Source organism: Corynebacterium sp. USCH3 (genome assembly GCF_037619475.1).
GTDB lineage: Bacteria > Actinomycetota > Actinomycetes > Mycobacteriales > Mycobacteriaceae > Corynebacterium.
Genome location: NZ_JAQPZT010000003.1, coordinates 399,460 through 415,065, shown reverse-complemented (window position 1 = coordinate 415,065; position 15,606 = coordinate 399,460). Strand labels below are relative to the sequence as shown.

The window sequence follows — 15,606 nt, the reverse complement described above, 5'->3', positions numbered from 1 at the left end:
CCCCCGTTCCCGGACAATTGTCCGGGTGGAGCGTCCGGAAGGATGCGAACACCAATCTCGGGGATAAACGTCCAGGGCTGAAAATCAGCACCTGAGCTGCGAAAAGTACGGTGCCAAGCAGAGTTCGATCCTGTTGAAGGAGAACTCTGTCATGAGCAAGACAACCGTCTCCACGGCCACGGCCGTGGATGTGAAGAACCAGCTGGCGCTCGGCACCGACCCCGCAGCGGAGACGCTCGGGGTGTCGTCGGGGACAATGCGTCGGTGGCGCTTGGAGGGGACAGGTCCGGCGTACATCCGGGTCAGCCGCAATCTTGTGCTGTACCGGGTCGAAGACCTGAATGCCTGGCTCGACGCCCAAGTGCGTGTCGGAGGTGCTGCGTAACTATGACGGACATGCAGAAGACCCCCGGTGTGCAGCCGGGGGCCCAGGAAGAGAAGACGTCTGAGATCAAGAATAGCACGGTCTCACCTGTGGATACAAGCGACGTTTGTACCCCTGAGATCGAGATGAGCGAGGAGGACATCGAGGCTGCGATCGAGGCCAAGGAGCGGGCCGACTACGAAGATGCCGACAGGAAGGCGATGCGTCAGGCCACCCCCGAGTTGGCCGACCAGGACGATGCGGTCAACGCCACATCGAAGCCGAAAACCATGACTGAGCAGGAGCGTCGCGTCGCAGCCGTGTCGGTTCAACCGCATCCGGCTCGGTTGACGCCAGCGACGGATAGTCGTCGGATGATCAACCGAGCCTTGAAGATGACCGAGGGCGACCACCCGAAGCCAATCAAGTCGTATGCGAACTTGCTGACGATCATGGCGAATGACCCCGACCTGCGGGGACTGGCTTTCGACGCACAGACAGGGCGTCTCACCTGGGCGGAAGACCTTCCGTCGTGGCGGGGCACCCTCTCCCAGACCAATGCGCTCAGCGACAACGACCTGGTCTTTATCACCAGGCAGGTCAACAGGTACTACGGTAGTGGCTTCACGTTCGGCCGCGACCGGATCCTGGACATCATCACGTTGTACGCCCAGGATCCCACACGGATGTTCAATCCGTGGCTGCGGCACATCGAGCGCCTGCCGGCCTGGGATGGTGTGCACCGGCTCGAAACTATGATCAGCGCCGTCGACGAGTCCGAGTACACGCGGAGGGTCTTCGTGAACTTCGGCCTGTCCTTGATGAGTCGCGCTTTCGACCCCGGATGCCAGATGGACAGTCTCCTCGTTTTCACCGGTGATCAGAAGGACGGTAAGTCGCGTTTCTTCCGAGCGATCACTGAGAACATTCCAGACCTCGACCACGGCACGCACGAGACCTCGGTCGTGCCGGATAGTGAAACGAACAAGGACGCGATGCTCGCTGCGCACATGTCTGTGATCTGCAACTTCGACGAGATGGACCAGATCAGCAGCAAGACCGACCAGAAGGCGATGAAGGCGACGATCAGCATCCGTGAAGACCTCGTCCGCGTCCCCTACGGCAGGATCGGTGAGGTCCGCCCACGCCGGTTCATCTTCGCCGGTACGACGAACGATCCTCAGTTCTTGACTGACAACACCGGTCACCGGCGGTACTGGGCTGTCAAGGTCGTCAGTCGCATCCCCGAAGAGGAGTTCCAACGGGACTACCTGGATCTTCTCTTGAGCGAAGCTCGCGACCGCTACCGTGCAGGTGAAAGGGTGGACTATAGCGACGACTTCGAGGAAATGGCCGACGCTGCTCGCAGCGGTATGGTTTACGACCCGGTTGGGGAACTGCTTGGGGATTGGCTCGATGGCCCCTCTCGCTCTGCGGTGGACAAGTTGCCCAACCACGGCAGCGACGGCAACCTCCTCGGTAAGGAGATCAACGTTGATCGGGTCAACGCAGTCTTGCTGCGCAAGCATGTCCCCGGGTTGACTCCGAAGGCGTTCAACATGAGTGATCGCGACTTGAACGGACGGATCACCAGTTACATGGACAAGCGAAGCGACTACGAATTCAAGTCCTCGGCTCGTGGTGTGTACGGGTATAGGCCGGACGTCAACGCGAAGCGTGTTTGGGTCAAGATCGACGCTGGTGATCAAGGGCTCGACGTCGGTGCCACCGGCGAGGTCACGGCGACACCCGACGGACAGCCGCAGAATGAGGAAGGACCCGTGCAGGCCCCACCGAGCACCACTCAGACACAGGCATCACCCTACGACGGTATGGCTGACGAGGTCTCGGTCTGGGTGGAACGTCTCGATCTGCGCAACATGGCGTATTCCGAGCAACAGAGGGCATATGAGGCGATGGTCGACAGCGCATCCAGCATGTACGACACACTGGTCGCGGCAATGGCGGAGGACGTAGCCGCACGAGCGTACGTCGACGCCCTGTACCGGGCCGCTAAGAAGTTCGGTGACGCGATGGGGCGGTGGGGTGCCGAGGAACTCGACGAACCCTGGAACAGTCTGACGTCCGCGTACCTCAGCGCGGTGCGCCAGGCCAAGGTCGATCGGGACAGTGACACCGACGACTGAACAACCCCGACCGGCTGCCGCGAACGCAGTCGGAAGGGGGCCATGCCGCTGTATCCCTTGTATCCCTAACCTTCACCGTCAGGGATACACTTAGGGATACAGTGTCTTTGCAGTTCAGGAGAGGTTTCTAACCCGTTGTATCCCTGTTATCCCTAACTGCTCTGAAAAGAGTTGCTAGTTGCTATGTGGGTGCACGACAGCACTAGAAGGGAAGGTTGGGAGGAAACGGGATATCAGGGATACAGGGGATACAACATGCCTCATCGTGCATCCTGACCTGCGCATACTGGATTATGTCGTGTATCCCCGTACCAGACGACTCAGGGATACACGCCCCCCACTGCAGGGATACATCAACACTCCCTCCCGCTTCCTGGCTGACCCTGATCACTCGTCAGCGGGGGCCGAAGGCCCCTGGTCGGCCGTGTCGGTGGGCCCGTCAGGGCCCACCCATGTCCACCGAGCGGGCCCGCCAGGGCCCGTCTGTCTCGGGCCGAAGGCCCGCACAGTCGGTGAGGTGAATTTCATTCATCGTCGCTCGCTAATCAGTGCGACTTTTACCATTCAGTGGTACACTGGATAGTGCAATGATGGAATACTAGTAGGAGCTGACACCATGCCTCACCGGGACAGATGCACGATGTGCCACTCCCCTAGTGAAGTGGTGATCGAATATCAGTGGCACCAGGGAACGCTGTGCGAGAAGTGCCTTGGTTTCGTCAAGCCACTGCTGCGTGAGGCTCATATTCTGCCGTTGAATTACAAAAGGATTTATCGGGATAGCGGAAATAGGAGATTCTAATGTCGAAAGACAATGAGGTCGACGAGACCAAGGTCGCCGAAATGCGGCGGTTGATGCAGCAGGGCGGTGATGATGCTGTGACCAGGCGTTACGGTGCTGGTGCGACCAATTCTCAGGAGTTTCAGACAGCGCAGCGTCAGCGTGAAATGGTGCGCCGTCGTGCCGAGCAGGCTCGCCTGGAAGCTGCCGCCCAGGCGCGTGATCGGCAGGATGCCGCCCGGAAGCAGCAGAGTAACAAGTCGGAGGCCACTGCCCGTCAGGACCGTATGCGGTCCGAGGTGCAGCGACAGCGGGAACGCTCGAAGGACACGGCTCGTACGCGCTGACCAACAATGACTGAACCCCCGGTGGCAGTTGCCACCGGGGGTTCTCGTCTGTGGGGTTACATCTGCGAGATGTCCGCCAGGTCGACGAGCAGCCCTTCCGGACTGACCATCGGTCCGGAGTCCCCTACAGGTCGCCCACGGAGCAGCCTGCCGGTGTCGATGCTGGTCGGCATCAACTGGCTCGACTCGAACGTCGTCTGTTGCTGCCCCTGTTGACTGAGCTGACCGCGTGCGTCCATCGACGCCGACTGGCGCTCGGAGGCACCGGCCCACCACGTCGCGTGTTCGAGCATTTCTTTCTCCGGTGCGCCGGTCAGGACCAGGACCGACGGGAACACTTCGCGCAGTTCTTCCATGCCGTCGCGCCCGTAGCGCTTGGCGAACTGACTGGTGGCCTGAACTGCGACAAGGAGGTTGATGCCCATTGCCCGGGACTCCGTCACGACGGTCGGCAGCTTCGGCCAGGGCAGCGTATTACAGAGCTCATCGACACAGAGCAGCAGTCGTGGCAGGCGGGTCTCCTCGGGCTCGGTCTGTGACTTCCTCCACCTGCTAGTCACGAAGTCGACCACGGCGGTGGCCGCGCCAGCGGCCACACCGTCTGCCGGGGCGACCATGAACAACGTGGCGCGACGGTGTCCGAGCAAGTCAGGGGTGAAGATGCGCTCGGTACCGCGCCCCCTGACCTTCATCTGCAGCCACGGGGCAACGGCGCTCCTCATGGTGGCGGTGACGGAGTCGCGCATTTTACCGTCCCAGGTGGCGACAGACGCCAACTCGTCGGCCAGGATTGGCGACGCGTCGAGTCGTCCAACCGCATTGATCCAGCACGGAGCGTCCGCGTCGCCGTCCTCGGGTGCCTCGACACGGGACATGGCCCGGAGAGCCCAGCTGACGTCGTCGGCAGCACGCAGGATCGCCGCCAGCGGCGCGGTGGACGTCGTCTCCCAGAACGCGTCGCCGCCTTTACCACCGTCACCTGCACCAGCGCTACCGGTCTTCATCAGGACGCTGGCCATTTGGATGGCGGCATCGTCATCGTCGATCAGGGCGACCGGGTCGACGACGACGCGCTCGGCACCGTCCGGGATCATGGCGTCGGTAACCTCACCGGACAGGTCGAGGACGAAGGTGCGTCCGTGTGCACCTGGCCTGGACAAACGCTTCTCCATGCACAGGTCGATCAGGTCGGGTTTCGAGGACACGGCGACCACCGGCCCGCCCCAGATGATGATGCCGGGACCGAGGACGCGACGTGACTTACCGACGCCTGAGGGACCGGAAACAAGCAGGTGAGGGCCGGTTTGGGCAGGCCGTCCCCTGTAAACGCCGCCGTACGGCGTGGGCGGGGGTGTGTAGGTGCGCGTCATGACGACTCACCGCTCCCCCACCGTGATTCCATACCCTTCTTTCCGACCTCGGCGCGACGCATCTTCTCGTCCGTGACCGCCTGCGCAACCGCTGCGATCAGTGCTTCGTCGCCGTCCACGATCCGCTGGAGACCGTGGGTCAGCAGACCACGCACGACGATGCTGACCTGGGTGTCCATCTCGACGGCAAGGTGCTTGAGCTGCTTGACCTGCTCTTTGTCGACGGTCAAGGAAAGGCGCTGGGTGTCGGGCATGATGTCGAAGTCTCCTGAGTCTACGGGTGGGGCCGTAGAGGGATTGTAGTTGCTGCTCATCTATCCTCCTGTATCTATAGTTCTGTTGCACCTGTGCGACTACTACTGTACAGTCCAAAGCATAGCACTTGCACACCTGCAATACAACAAAGGAAGGAGTAGGTCATGAAGGGTAAGTCGGCAAACATCTGGATCTGGTTCGTCGGGTTCGCCGTCATCGTCGTCGTGGCTTTCTCGGTCGGTTTCTCTGCGGGACTGGGCTGGACGGGTAAGTCGTCGGAGTACTCCGGCAGCATCGCTGACCAGGTTTCGGAGGATGACCGGTCGCTGGTCGTTCAGAAGCTGGAAGCCTGCATGGACGACCAGAACTCCGCCCTCCGGGTCGTCAGTTTCATCGAGGCGTGCCTGGCCGACACCGAAGACGAGTGGGACTACGAGAAGGCGGAAGAGTCGGGAGAGAAGTTCTATGACTAGCCATCCGCACGCCAAGGAGCGCGGCTCCTGGGTTCTCAGCCACGCTGGCCGTCGTCCCGGTGCTCGTCGCCGTGGAGAGCGTCTGATGCTCGCAGCTCGGCGCGACCGTCGTGACCGCGCTGGAGTCGGTGCTGCCGGGGTCACCGAGGTGGTGACACCGAGCGTTCTCTACCGCGTCACGCACCGTGGTGGTGAGGCGGGCGGCGGCACGCTGCAGGGTGTGCTCGGCCTGCTCGGACTGACCGTGATGCTCGCGTTCACCTGGCCGGCACTGCTGCTCGGCTGGGCCGTCTACGGCGCGTGGGTGCTGCTGCACAGCAAGGTCCGTCCGTCCCCGTGGGCTCCGGCCGTGCTCGCCGCCGTGCTGTTCGTCGCTGCTTGGTTCTGGTGGTCCAACACCAACCACCCGACTCCCGGTGTGCGCTTGCAGGCGCAATGGTGGGCGATCCAGCCCGCGCTCGGCCTGACATTCACTGCCTGGCTCACGAGGGCTTACGGCTGGCCGGGTGTCCCCCGCAACAGCTCGGGTAGCGGGATGACCGGACTGCTCGACTCCGCTGTCACCGAGGGCAAGGACGAGGCCACTCCCCCGGCATCCGAGGACACCGAGGTGATCAGCGAGGCCAACGGTCCTACGTTCGACGACCTGATGGACGACGACGAGGACGAGCCCGACCTGTCCGACCTTGAGCTGGACGAGTTGATCAACGCTGACGAGAACGAGGAGGCCAGCAATGGCAACGAGTAGGGAAAACATCACCATCAACATGCCGGACGGTCTTAACAGGCTGATCAACGTGATCGGCACCTTGTTGCTCTGCGGGGCGGTCGGCCTGGTGGGTTACGCGCTGGCACAGCGTGGCTGGGTTGAGATTGCTGCGACGGCGGTGACGATGTTCCTTTTCCAGCTGACCAGGATGATGATCGCCAACGGTCTGATCGACCTGTCGGAGGCATCGTCACGGTTCCAGAAGGACGACTTCACCGGTACCCGTGGCTTCATCCAGACGTTCGCTGCCGAGTACCGGGCATGGCAGGCACGGTCGCCGCTCTGGCGGCTCGCGGCCTTGGCTATCGGCTACACGATCTGCTTCATGATCTGCCGCTGGTTGCTGTCCATCGGGCTGACCATCTTCTCGAATCAATGGATCGCTTTCGCTGCCGCCGCCCTGCTCGGTGCGCTCATCATCGCTCCGAACCAGATCGGTGACCTGATCAGCAAGATGCAGACCAAGGACACCGAGGAGGTGAAGAACTGATGCCCCTCTACAGGACGTTCGGGTGTCCCCGCGACGGTTGTGTCCGTGAATGGCGCGACCACGGGCGGGTGGTCCACATGGACGAGTCATAGACACCGCTGGACGACGAGAACGACACCACCACTACCGGCAGCGAATCCGCTGCCTGATGGGAGAGAGACCATGAACGAGAACAACGTGAAGTACGGCATTGACGTGGCCAACGCCGGTGACTGGTTCAACGACCGGGAGAGCTACTGGGACAACTACGGAGAGGTCGAGGACTGCCCTGTCTGCTCCCGTTACTACCAGATGGGCAGTGCACTCTCCCTCTACGAATGGACTCGTGGGGGTCACGGGCGCGAGCTGTTCACGACCTGCAGTGAAGAATGCTGCTACGCAATGGCCGCAACACACGGGATCGGTGCCGACGAGATCCAGGGAATGTAGAAAAACCAACACCACGACCGGCAGCGACCGCGCTGCCTGATTGGAAAGAACGACGATGAAGATCATCGAGGAAATCAGCGTTAGCGACGTCCAGCGCGGCGAGGCAACGTACCGCGAGTACCTGGAGTCACGCGAGCGCTTCCTGACCGCCGTTATCGCGGAGCACAAACGCGACGACCAGTCGCCGGAAAGTGCCCAGCAGGCACGACAGGGCCTGCCGGTTTTCGAGGAGCTGCTGGCGGCGAACAGCCGCGAGCTTGCCGCTGAGCGGCATAACCAGAACACCAGTCGCGACGGTCTTCCCGTCGCAGGAACGGAGCAGTAGTCATGACCAAGAAGCTGACCAAGACCCAACGCATCGAGCAGAAGGTCGACGACGGTCTGTCGCGTGTCGAGGCGGAGCTGGCCGTCGCCCGTGAAGATGCCGAGGCAATGGTCGCCCGCGCCGAGGCCCGGGCGAAGAAGGAACAGGCGAAGGTCGATGCTGCCGCCGTCGAGATCATCCGGGAGAACCACCCGGATGTCTGGGAGCAGGCGACTGACATGGCGCGTGCCGAGCTGGAAGCGAAGTCGGCGGCGCGGTCCCAGGCGGCGAAGGGCACGGTCGGCACCTCTGGTGCCGATGCTGTCGAGGACTCCCCCACCGTGGTCAGCGGTGCGGGAGCCGAGGGCGACGGTGGTGACAGCTGGCAGAACTGACAGCCACCATCGTCGATGAAGCACCCCACCCGGGTACCCGCGTGGGGTGCTTCTCTGTGCCCCGGTGGCGGGGTGCTCGTGAGGGCGAGCGAAGCGATGCCCGACGGGGGTTCGAAGGGGCGGAACGCCCCTCGCAAGCATCACCCGAACCCCAAGGGAGCGCCAGCGACCGACGGGGTGGCCGGACATGAGCGAAGCGAATTGTCCGGACAGGGTGACTGCTTGCCGTGGGGTGTTCTCAGCGGGTAGCGTTGGTCACGAGGCCGACGAAGGAGGGCGACGTGGCGAACGCGAATGATGATCGGCGGCGCCCGAATCGGGCGCGACGACTGGACGTGCGGATCGGCGAAGCCGAGAAGCAGCGTCTCAAGGAGTTCGCGGACGAGAGAGGCGTCAAGGTCTCGGCACTCGTCCTGGCGGCCGTGCTCGACGTAGTCGAGGCCGACAGGGTGCCGACGTCGATCGCGGCAGCGGTCGACACCGACGCGGATGCGTCGGTCGCCGGGGCGGAGACCCGGCGCAGCGAGCTTGCCGAGCTGACAGCGGCGACCGACGCAGTCGGGAAGCCGCTGAACGTTCTTGTTCACGCGGCACACTCAGGAGAAACAGCAGTCGTGCCGGATGCGGAGGGCCTGATGGGTGTCGAGGACGTCCTGGTCGAGGTCCGGGACGCGCTCGGGCTTGTACGGGAGTGGGTCGTCGCTCACGAGGCGACGGCGGGCGGTCTGCGCCCGCTGACGACAGCAGTCAACCGCGTGGCGAACAACATCGGGCAACTCGGTTACAAGGTCGACGTTGGCGAAGTCCACTACATCGACGGCCTGGACGCCGCCGCCACAGTGGCGGCGGTGCTGTCGGAGGTGCGGGACGTACTGGGGGATGTACAGGGCCGTCTCGGTGCTCGCGTGGCGACACCGGACGGCCTGAAACTTCAGCGCATCTTGTCCGAGCTGAACCGGGTCACTGCCGAGAACCGGATGCTGCGAAAGCAGTTGCAGGAGGCCCGACGGTGAGCACCACGCACATCAAGAAGGTGGCAAACAGCTTCGCGGCTGTCGACTATCAGCTGTACGGGTCGAAGTACACCGACACGTACCGCAACAACAAGAAGCACGGCACCGACCGTGTGGCAGCACTGTCGATGGATGCCGAGAACACTGATGCATTCATAGACCGAGCACAGGCGCTGGCCGAGACCCATGGCCGCAAGGTCGAGGTGTTGTCCATTATCCAGTCGTTCGAGCTGACCGAAATGGACCCGGACGACCCGGACGCCGTTCAGCGTGTCAACGACATGGGTTATGCCCTGGCGAAAAAGCTCTACCCAAACTCCGACTGTCACGTCGTCACGCACACCGACGGACACGGTGGTCACGCTCATAATCACATTCTGGTCATCAATCATGACAATGAAACCGGGCTCGCGATCAAGTCAAATACGCTGCATTGGCAGGTGGCGCGACATAACGACGAGTTGATGCTGGCCAATGGGTTGTCGGTGGTTACGCCGGACGCCTCGAAGGACCGAGCGAAGTACTGGGAGTTGGAACGCGACGGTTCTGGCATCTCCGAGTTCGAGCGGCAGATGGGCGATACCATCCAGGAGGTGCTCGACGACCCGGAGGTCGTCGACCTCGACAACTACCGGGCCGGGCTGAAGGCACGCGGCGTCGAGCTCATCGAGACGAAGCACACCATCAAGGCATCGAAGGACGGCAAGAGCCCGGAGCATGAGAGCATCGGCTGGAAGTACAAGATGCTCGACGAGACGGGTGACAAGCCGCGTACTCGTCGTCGGAAGGCTTCGGTGCTGAGCGACGAATTCACACACTCCGCTGTGTCAGTCACGCTCGACGAGAAGCAGCTCGACGCCACCGTCTACGCCGACCATGATGGTAGGGACGCCTCTGAGGACACCCCTGTCGTGGTGGAGGAGGACGACGAGCCCATGCCGTCGATGCACCACTCCCCTGTCGATGATGATGGCGACCCGGTGCTCGCACCGGAGTCAATGGAGCCGGTGCGCACCGCAACCCCTGAGCCCGTTGAGGAGCTTCCCGCCAACGGCGCGATGGCTGAGGTGCAGCATCGCGAGGAGGCTGAGCAGGTCGAGTCGGAAGAGGCCAAGCATCGGGCCGCGTCGGTGCGTGAGCAGCTGGCGCGGCAGCGACAGGCACGTCGTGACGCTGCCGCACCGGACCCTGTTAAACAGCACTCGGAGCGGTTGCAGTCGGTGAAGAAGGAGCACACGGAGGTCGACGTGGACACCGAGGTGGCCGAGGTGCTGGGTCAGTCGTCGGACGCCTATGTGAGAGCGGCGGTGAGCCTGCCGGTGAAGGGCGGGACCGTGGACGACGCTGTACGCGGTCGTCTGCGACAGCGAGCCGCAGCGGGCACGCTGCCGGAGAATCTGAGCACGGCGTACGAGGCCGAGGTCAAGGGCCTCGGTCCAAAGGTCGAGGCAGCGGTGGAGAAGAAGGTCCACCGCGTCTGGGGCGACGTCTACGGCGCGTGGGGTACCCGTCCTGGTCAGATGTCGAAGCAGCGATACCGTGCGAAACGCTACGACGGCCCTGGCAGTGACAAGACCTCGCGGTTGCAGGCGCAGATGAAGGCCAGCGAGAAGGGCCGCGAGGCCCGCCGCACGAAGCGTCGCGGCCTGGGCGAGTGAGCGAGGGGTCGGGCAAAAAAGAACCCCGGCACCGCGTAGGTGCCGGGGTTCTGGTCTGACTCCGCTAGCTCTCAAGCTCAACCTTGTACAACGTATCCTCACCGTTCACACTGATCCAGGCGACGTTCTCGTCCTCGGGGTCCAGGGCTACACCGGTGATCTGTGCACCCCCGGGCAGCCCCTCCACGCTGTAAGTGTCGGTGACGTTGCCCTCGTCGCTGCGGGGTTCGGCGGTGAGGTCCACAGTCACCAGCTGTGCGCCGCCGGCGTCCTCGACCGAGTCCTGGGCGATGACGGCGATGGCTGTGCTGTCGTCGACAGCGTCGATCTCGGTGGTGTAGACCCTCTGGCGTTCCACCCGGACCATGACCTCGGAGTCGGTACCGGAGGGTCCCATCTCGGCGGCATAGCCGCTCAGACCATCAGGACCGTCGTTACCCAAGCTCAGCAGACCCCCGCCGTTCATCGAGGTCAGCAGGTAGTCACCCATGTCCGCGAAACCCAGGTGTGGACTCCCGCCGGGTCCGTTCGACCCAACGGTGACCTCGCCGGTGTCCAGGTTGACCTGCACCGGGTTACCGTCCAGGCTCGCGGTCAGCACCTCGTCGGTGCGGTTGCCCTCGTCGTCCAGCAGATGGGTGAGCGGTGCCACCAGGCTGGTCGTCTCGGGATCAGAACGCACACCGGCATCGACGTAGTTCCACTGCTCAGGTGACACCTCGGCAACATCGCGGGTCTCACCGTTGCCGGTGTCGATGGAGACGACACGGGCTGGGGTGCCCTGCTCGATCGAGCTGACCATGGCGGTGAGGCTGCCGTCGGCGGCCATCTCCAGACCTCGGACCTTGCCGGCGTCAGCAACGCTGATCTCGTCGGTGACGGTGAACGTGTGCTCGGCGACGCCCTCCTGGGCGTCCTCGGTCTCGGTCTCGGTGGTCTGGGACGAGTCCTCGGCGGGAGTTGAAGCTGGCTGTGCGTCGTCCTCGTCGTCGCTGCAGGCAGCGAGAGAAGTTGCCGTGACTGCAGCGACAGCAGCGGCGATAAGACGGCGGGAGGTGGTGTTCAGCATGGGTGCTGTCCTTTCAGTACGTGTGTAATGGTGTAGCTCTGCTAGCCGAGCAAGTACATCAGCCCGCCCTCGGCTGACTTCTCGAACGTGACCTGAGCGTTGTTCCCGCCGGTGCAGCTCGCACGGGCATGGTCTGTTCCCGAGGTGCAGTCCAGCGTGTAGCTCTCCCCGGTGGTGGGGCTGGATGCTGTGACTGTCGTACTCCCCCACGGGGCGGTGACCGTCGCGTCAGGAGCGATACCCGGCCCCCAACTGCCCGGCTGCAGTGCTTGCTGGGCGACGTTCATCGCGAACCCGCAGCTCGTGGCGCTACCTGCGACCACCCGCACGCCGTCGACTGTGCCGCAGGTCGTTCCGGTCTGCTCCGGCAAGGCGAAATCATCCTGCGGCAGGCTACTGCCTGCGTCGGCCGGAGCTTGGTCGGCATCGTCGTTGGCCGGCGACGGCGGCTCCGGGTTCGGGCCGTTGCCCTGGTCCTCTGTGTCCGAGGCGACGTCACCACCGAGGAGGGAGCGGTCTTCCACCGGGGTCCACTCGACCTCAATCTGCTCTTCTTCCAGGTCAGCGGGCTTCCGGTCGATCCTGTAGTCCCATTTGTCGTCACCCTCGACCATCTCGTCGCCCTCCAGCGTCCAGCGCGTCGTGGCGTACTGCCCGTTGCCGCTACGGCCCAAGGTTTTGAACACTCCGTCGTGCTCAGCACTGGTATGGAACTCTGCGCGACCCCCACCGCCGGTAGCAGCCCCATCAGCGAAAAGTTGATCGGTCTCCACCAGCCCCGCGGCGTCGACGGTGAAGACCTTGGCGTTGCTGAAGGTCTCCCCGACAGCGGAAACGAGCATCTCCGGAAGATCATCGCCGTTGATGTCGGTCACGGTGTACTCGAACTCTCCGGTCCCGTCGTACAGCGTGACATCGTCGCTGGTGAAGCGGTCTGTGTCGAGGTTGTCTAGCGCTTCGTTGTACAGCTCGAAGACCTCGGCGTTTTGGTCTTCGGTTGAGGCCACGTTGTCCCCGGTCGTCGCACTGGCGGTTGGGGTTGTGTCAGAGTCGGTGCCGGTGTTGTCGGAACCGCAGGCCGCGAGTGACGCGGCCAGGGTCACGGCGGACAAGGCCGTGAGCGTGCGGCTGGTGATGATTCTGCGCATGGTGGTGCCTTCTGTTGCTGTTGAAGTAGGTCGGTGGGCGTGAGGCAGTCGGGGGCGTCAGTGCGGTAGCAGCCAGCCGCGCTTGTCCTCTGGCGCTGGCTCCGTGTCCACGTCTTTTCCGGTCGGCACACCGAAGATGGTGTACCCGGTGATGTCAGAGGGCTCATCGACCTCGCCGTTGTTCGCCTTGTTCGCACGGGGCCCGGTCACAGCCCAGCAGTAACCGGTGGTCTCGGTCTTCTGGCCGTAGTCGAGTTGTGACGTTTCGCCGGTGTCAGTGGTTTCGGCGGTTCTCCGGCCGTCGTTCTCGATCTGTGCCGTGGACCCTGGGGGAACTTCGATCGGGTGGTTATCGCCCTGTCTACCCAGTCGGCCATCATGCTTCTTTCCCTCGATCACGGGGTTGACGATGACTTCCAGGTTTGGGAATGACGAGATCTGGAGTTTGAACTCTTCCTCGTCGTCTAGCCTCGTGTACTGCTCGTTCACACTCTCGTTGGGCTCGATGATGCGCCTGGTGATGTCGGCGCAGGCGTAGGTCCCGATCTTCACTGGCTGCGAATCGGGGTGGTCGGAAGGGGCATCTGGATCGCCAGGCTCGACTTCGTCGACCATGCGAAAGTTGTCCACCGACATCCCGTACTCCCCGCCGTCGACCCGCTCCTCGCGACCGTCGTCGTAGGTGTACTTCTTCCCCGTGATGATCTTCATCTCATCACCGAGTTCCATAAAGTCGTAACTGCTGAAGTTCTTCTCAGAGGCGTCCTCGAGATCCTGGTCAGTGGCTTTGCCGGATGACGAGCTTGTTGTCGTGCCGTCTGCACTGGTCTCTTCGTCGCTACCGCACGAAGCAACCCCAGCACCTAGGAGGCCCAGCACCGCGACTGCAGCTATGGCAGTGCCAGCGAGCTTCGGCTTCCGGTCGGTGGCGTAGAAGCCCTTGACCTTCTCGACTGCCATTGCGGCGGTCATGGTCGATGTCTTGGGTGCTGCGACCTCCTGGTTAGCCAAACCACGCAGGTTGTCGATGTCAATGCTGGCGCTGGGATCGTCAAGGCGCTGGTCGTACATGGTGCGCTTGGTGGGTTCACCGAGGATCTTCCGAGCCACGGTCAGTTGCTCGTGAGTGGCCTTGTCCTCCCAGGAGACGCCCCGGAGCCGGTCGTCCAGCTCGGCGGACAGCTCGGACGGTGACTTGGAACGGTCGAGGTCAAGGTCTTGATAAAGGTCAATTGAAGCCATGAGAATGCTCGCTCTTCGTGCGTAGTGGGTGATTCTGATAGGTTCGTTTGGTGTGACAGTAATTGCACCACAAAGTTGCCGCAAAACCTGTGAGGAAAACTCCCCACGGTGGGTGTGCTCCGTGTCGTCTTTCAGTACCGGCGACCGTGAGGCAAAATGGTCGTCGTGCCACAGTCGCCCGAGCTACTTTCTGCGGAGCAGCTGCGGCGACAGGAGCGCCGACGCGTGAGTCTCGGAGCAACCATCGCCGCACTGCGGCGTAAGCGTGGACTGACGCAGGCCCAGCTCGCTGACGCTGTGCGGGTCAACAAGCGCGGCATTATCCGGGTTGAACAGGGAAGCACGAGCCTGACGGTCGATGTCTTACTGCGGATGGCCGACGCGTTGGGTGTCCGCGCCTCGGAGCTGTTCCGCCTCGTCGAACTCGAGGAACAGCAACGAACGACCAACTCCGGGGACGCGCAGAAGCGGCTCTGAGAATCGACGCACCTTTCGCGTCGAGAATCTCGGGACAATGCTGATGTGTTTCATCGGTATGCTCCTCAGTTCGCAGGACGTGGCAACACCGAGGACACTAGCTGGTCAGGGTGCGTTTGCGCTCCCGGAATTGACACGGGGGTGGTCCATCTGGTAGCAATAGACATCGAACAAAAGGCGTCGTTCGCGGGGGTGAAAACGCACCGGAATATCGGTGCGAATATCATGCACAAACGGGGTCGAGAATCACACCGCCCGGAAGACGAACACCCCGTATCTGTCGACCGGGGTCGTCTCCTCGCGGTAGTCGAACCGTAGATCGCTGATCCAGGACTCCCAGCCGAAGTACCTGGCGATGTGCTCCGGGACATCGTCGAGCAGGCCCATGTCGGCTGCGAGGCTCCGGGCGAACTCGTCAAAGTCGACCCAATGGCCCTGGTAGGCGTCCCGGAAGAACAGCAACGACGGGTAGTCGGTCTCCCCGTCGACGATGTAGTCGCCGGACTCAACCCAGGCACACAGGGCCTCGCGCTCCAGGTCGTCGTCGACCTGGGACAGGACGTTGCCCCACCCGGCGGCGGTGACCTGGTCCATCTCGTCGCGGACGGGGATGTTCTCGTGGTCGAAGACCCACAGCTCTTCATGACTGGTCTCTCGACCGTGGTGCAGGTCCTTGGGTGTGACGTCGCCGGCATCGACAGCGTCATACCAGTGACCGTTGAGGACACCTTCGTTATAGCAGGTCAGGCAGCCAATCCACGCTTTCGGCGTAGTGTCTCGGTGCGTGCTTCGAATAGACATCATTAGACCTCCTGGTCTACTGGGTATTTGACTGGCGCTACATCCCCCGGAACCGGCCCCTGCCGGTTCTGTCG

At 62.8% G+C, this 15,606-nt stretch carries 18 protein-coding genes; 12 read left to right on the top strand and 6 right to left on the bottom strand.

The window, feature by feature from the left end; genetic code table 11:
• Positions 1–151 precede the first annotated feature (151 nt).
• From PQI66_RS08095 to PQI66_RS08085, 3 genes are all read left to right on the top strand, one after another.
• A complete protein-coding gene (locus PQI66_RS08095; protein WP_339997344.1) occupies positions 152–385 on the top strand; it encodes a helix-turn-helix transcriptional regulator in 234 nt (77 codons plus the stop codon).
• An 11-nt stretch (positions 386–396) separates the two neighbouring features.
• Complete coding sequence (locus PQI66_RS08090) at positions 397–2,511, top strand: VapE domain-containing protein (RefSeq protein ID WP_339997343.1); 2,115 nt, start codon at positions 397–399, stop codon at positions 2,509–2,511.
• Positions 2,512–3,312: 801 nt separating this feature from the next.
• Positions 3,313–3,639: a hypothetical protein gene (locus PQI66_RS08085; RefSeq protein ID WP_339997341.1), complete on the top strand. Its 327-nt coding sequence runs from the start codon at positions 3,313–3,315 to the stop codon at positions 3,637–3,639.
• Positions 3,640–3,695: 56 nt separating this feature from the next.
• Here the strand turns inward: PQI66_RS08085 and PQI66_RS08080 are convergent, their stop codons facing one another.
• Entirely contained in the window at positions 3,696–5,009 is a 1,314-nt protein-coding gene (locus tag PQI66_RS08080) for a type IV secretory system conjugative DNA transfer family protein (protein ID WP_339997339.1), read from the bottom strand.
• A complete protein-coding gene (locus PQI66_RS08075; RefSeq protein ID WP_339997337.1) occupies positions 5,006–5,263 on the bottom strand; it encodes a hypothetical protein in 258 nt (85 codons plus the stop codon). Before PQI66_RS08075 ends, PQI66_RS08080 begins: the two co-directional genes overlap by 4 nt.
• A 165-nt stretch (positions 5,264–5,428) precedes the next feature.
• Between PQI66_RS08075 and PQI66_RS08070 the strand changes: the two genes are divergently transcribed.
• The 8 genes from PQI66_RS08070 to PQI66_RS08035 all read left to right on the top strand — a co-directional run bounded on the left by PQI66_RS08070 (position 5,429) and on the right by PQI66_RS08035 (position 10,795).
• Positions 5,429–5,737 carry a hypothetical protein gene (locus tag PQI66_RS08070; protein ID WP_339997336.1) on the top strand — a complete coding sequence of 103 codons (309 nt, stop codon included), beginning with the start codon at positions 5,429–5,431 and terminating at the stop codon, positions 5,735–5,737.
• Positions 5,730–6,485, top strand: a complete 756-nt coding sequence (locus PQI66_RS08065) for a hypothetical protein (RefSeq protein WP_339997334.1) — start codon at positions 5,730–5,732, stop codon at positions 6,483–6,485. Before PQI66_RS08070 ends, PQI66_RS08065 begins: the two co-directional genes overlap by 8 nt.
• Entirely contained in the window at positions 6,472–6,996 is a 525-nt protein-coding gene (locus PQI66_RS08060; protein ID WP_339997332.1) for a hypothetical protein, read from the top strand. The genes PQI66_RS08065 and PQI66_RS08060 overlap by 14 nt, the downstream gene beginning before the upstream one ends.
• 162 nt (positions 6,997–7,158) lie before the next feature.
• Positions 7,159–7,425: a hypothetical protein gene (locus tag PQI66_RS08055; protein ID WP_339997330.1), complete on the top strand. Its 267-nt coding sequence runs from the start codon at positions 7,159–7,161 to the stop codon at positions 7,423–7,425.
• Positions 7,426–7,480: 55 nt separating this feature from the next.
• Entirely contained in the window at positions 7,481–7,750 is a 270-nt protein-coding gene (locus PQI66_RS08050) for a hypothetical protein (protein WP_339997329.1), read from the top strand.
• A 2-nt stretch (positions 7,751–7,752) separates the two neighbouring features.
• The gene (locus tag PQI66_RS08045) at positions 7,753–8,124 is read left to right on the top strand and encodes a hypothetical protein (protein WP_339997327.1); all 372 of its coding nucleotides are present in this window, start codon (positions 7,753–7,755) and stop codon (positions 8,122–8,124) included.
• Positions 8,125–8,405: 281 nt separating this feature from the next.
• The gene (locus PQI66_RS08040; RefSeq protein ID WP_339997325.1) at positions 8,406–9,137 is read left to right on the top strand and encodes a hypothetical protein; all 732 of its coding nucleotides are present in this window, start codon (positions 8,406–8,408) and stop codon (positions 9,135–9,137) included.
• Positions 9,134–10,795 carry a relaxase/mobilization nuclease domain-containing protein gene (locus tag PQI66_RS08035; RefSeq protein WP_339997324.1) on the top strand — a complete coding sequence of 554 codons (1,662 nt, stop codon included), beginning with the start codon at positions 9,134–9,136 and terminating at the stop codon, positions 10,793–10,795. The genes PQI66_RS08040 and PQI66_RS08035 overlap by 4 nt, the downstream gene beginning before the upstream one ends.
• 64 nt (positions 10,796–10,859) lie before the next feature.
• Here PQI66_RS08035 and PQI66_RS08030 read toward each other — a convergent pair whose 3' ends face one another.
• From PQI66_RS08030 to PQI66_RS08020, 3 genes are read right to left on the bottom strand one after another with little or no spacing between them, the layout of a single operon-like run.
• Positions 10,860–11,864, bottom strand: coding sequence for a hypothetical protein (locus PQI66_RS08030; RefSeq protein WP_339997322.1), 1,005 nt, complete (start codon positions 11,862–11,864; stop codon positions 10,860–10,862).
• A 41-nt stretch (positions 11,865–11,905) separates the two neighbouring features.
• Positions 11,906–13,012: a hypothetical protein gene (locus PQI66_RS08025; protein WP_339997320.1), complete on the bottom strand. Its 1,107-nt coding sequence runs from the start codon at positions 13,010–13,012 to the stop codon at positions 11,906–11,908.
• Positions 13,013–13,069: 57 nt separating this feature from the next.
• Positions 13,070–14,254, bottom strand: coding sequence for a hypothetical protein (locus PQI66_RS08020; RefSeq protein WP_339997319.1), 1,185 nt, complete (start codon positions 14,252–14,254; stop codon positions 13,070–13,072).
• A gap of 225 nt (positions 14,255–14,479) precedes the next feature.
• Here PQI66_RS08020 and PQI66_RS08015 point away from each other — a divergent pair, with 225 nt between their 5' ends.
• The gene (locus PQI66_RS08015) at positions 14,480–14,731 is read left to right on the top strand and encodes a helix-turn-helix transcriptional regulator (RefSeq protein ID WP_339997317.1); all 252 of its coding nucleotides are present in this window, start codon (positions 14,480–14,482) and stop codon (positions 14,729–14,731) included.
• A 246-nt stretch (positions 14,732–14,977) separates the two neighbouring features.
• Here PQI66_RS08015 and PQI66_RS08010 read toward each other — a convergent pair whose 3' ends face one another.
• Positions 14,978–15,532 (bottom strand): antirestriction protein ArdA, encoded by a 555-nt coding sequence (locus PQI66_RS08010; protein WP_339997315.1) that lies wholly within the window; start codon positions 15,530–15,532, stop codon positions 14,978–14,980.
• Positions 15,533–15,606: the final 74 nt, after the last annotated feature.

Bases quoted from the DNA above. Each gene is read 5' to 3' on its own strand.
- PQI66_RS08095 (WP_339997344.1), top strand. From the start codon at position 152: ATGAGCAAGACAACCGTCTCCACGGCCACGGCCGTGGATGTGAAGAAC.
- PQI66_RS08090 (WP_339997343.1), top strand. From the start codon at position 397: ATGCAGAAGACCCCCGGTGTGCAGCCGGGGGCCCAGGAAGAGAAGACG.
- PQI66_RS08085 (WP_339997341.1), top strand. From the start codon at position 3,313: ATGTCGAAAGACAATGAGGTCGACGAGACCAAGGTCGCCGAAATGCGG.
- PQI66_RS08080 (WP_339997339.1), bottom strand. From the start codon at position 5,009: ATGACGCGCACCTACACACCCCCGCCCACGCCGTACGGCGGCGTTTAC.
- PQI66_RS08075 (WP_339997337.1), bottom strand. From the start codon at position 5,263: ATGCCCGACACCCAGCGCCTTTCCTTGACCGTCGACAAAGAGCAGGTC.
- PQI66_RS08070 (WP_339997336.1), top strand. From the start codon at position 5,429: ATGAAGGGTAAGTCGGCAAACATCTGGATCTGGTTCGTCGGGTTCGCC.
- PQI66_RS08065 (WP_339997334.1), top strand. From the start codon at position 5,730: ATGACTAGCCATCCGCACGCCAAGGAGCGCGGCTCCTGGGTTCTCAGC.
- PQI66_RS08060 (WP_339997332.1), top strand. From the start codon at position 6,472: ATGGCAACGAGTAGGGAAAACATCACCATCAACATGCCGGACGGTCTT.
- PQI66_RS08055 (WP_339997330.1), top strand. From the start codon at position 7,159: ATGAACGAGAACAACGTGAAGTACGGCATTGACGTGGCCAACGCCGGT.
- PQI66_RS08050 (WP_339997329.1), top strand. From the start codon at position 7,481: ATGAAGATCATCGAGGAAATCAGCGTTAGCGACGTCCAGCGCGGCGAG.
- PQI66_RS08045 (WP_339997327.1), top strand. From the start codon at position 7,753: ATGACCAAGAAGCTGACCAAGACCCAACGCATCGAGCAGAAGGTCGAC.
- PQI66_RS08030 (WP_339997322.1), bottom strand. From the start codon at position 11,864: ATGCTGAACACCACCTCCCGCCGTCTTATCGCCGCTGCTGTCGCTGCA.
- PQI66_RS08025 (WP_339997320.1), bottom strand. From the start codon at position 13,012: ATGCGCAGAATCATCACCAGCCGCACGCTCACGGCCTTGTCCGCCGTG.
- PQI66_RS08020 (WP_339997319.1), bottom strand. From the start codon at position 14,254: ATGGCTTCAATTGACCTTTATCAAGACCTTGACCTCGACCGTTCCAAG.
- PQI66_RS08010 (WP_339997315.1), bottom strand. From the start codon at position 15,532: ATGTCTATTCGAAGCACGCACCGAGACACTACGCCGAAAGCGTGGATT.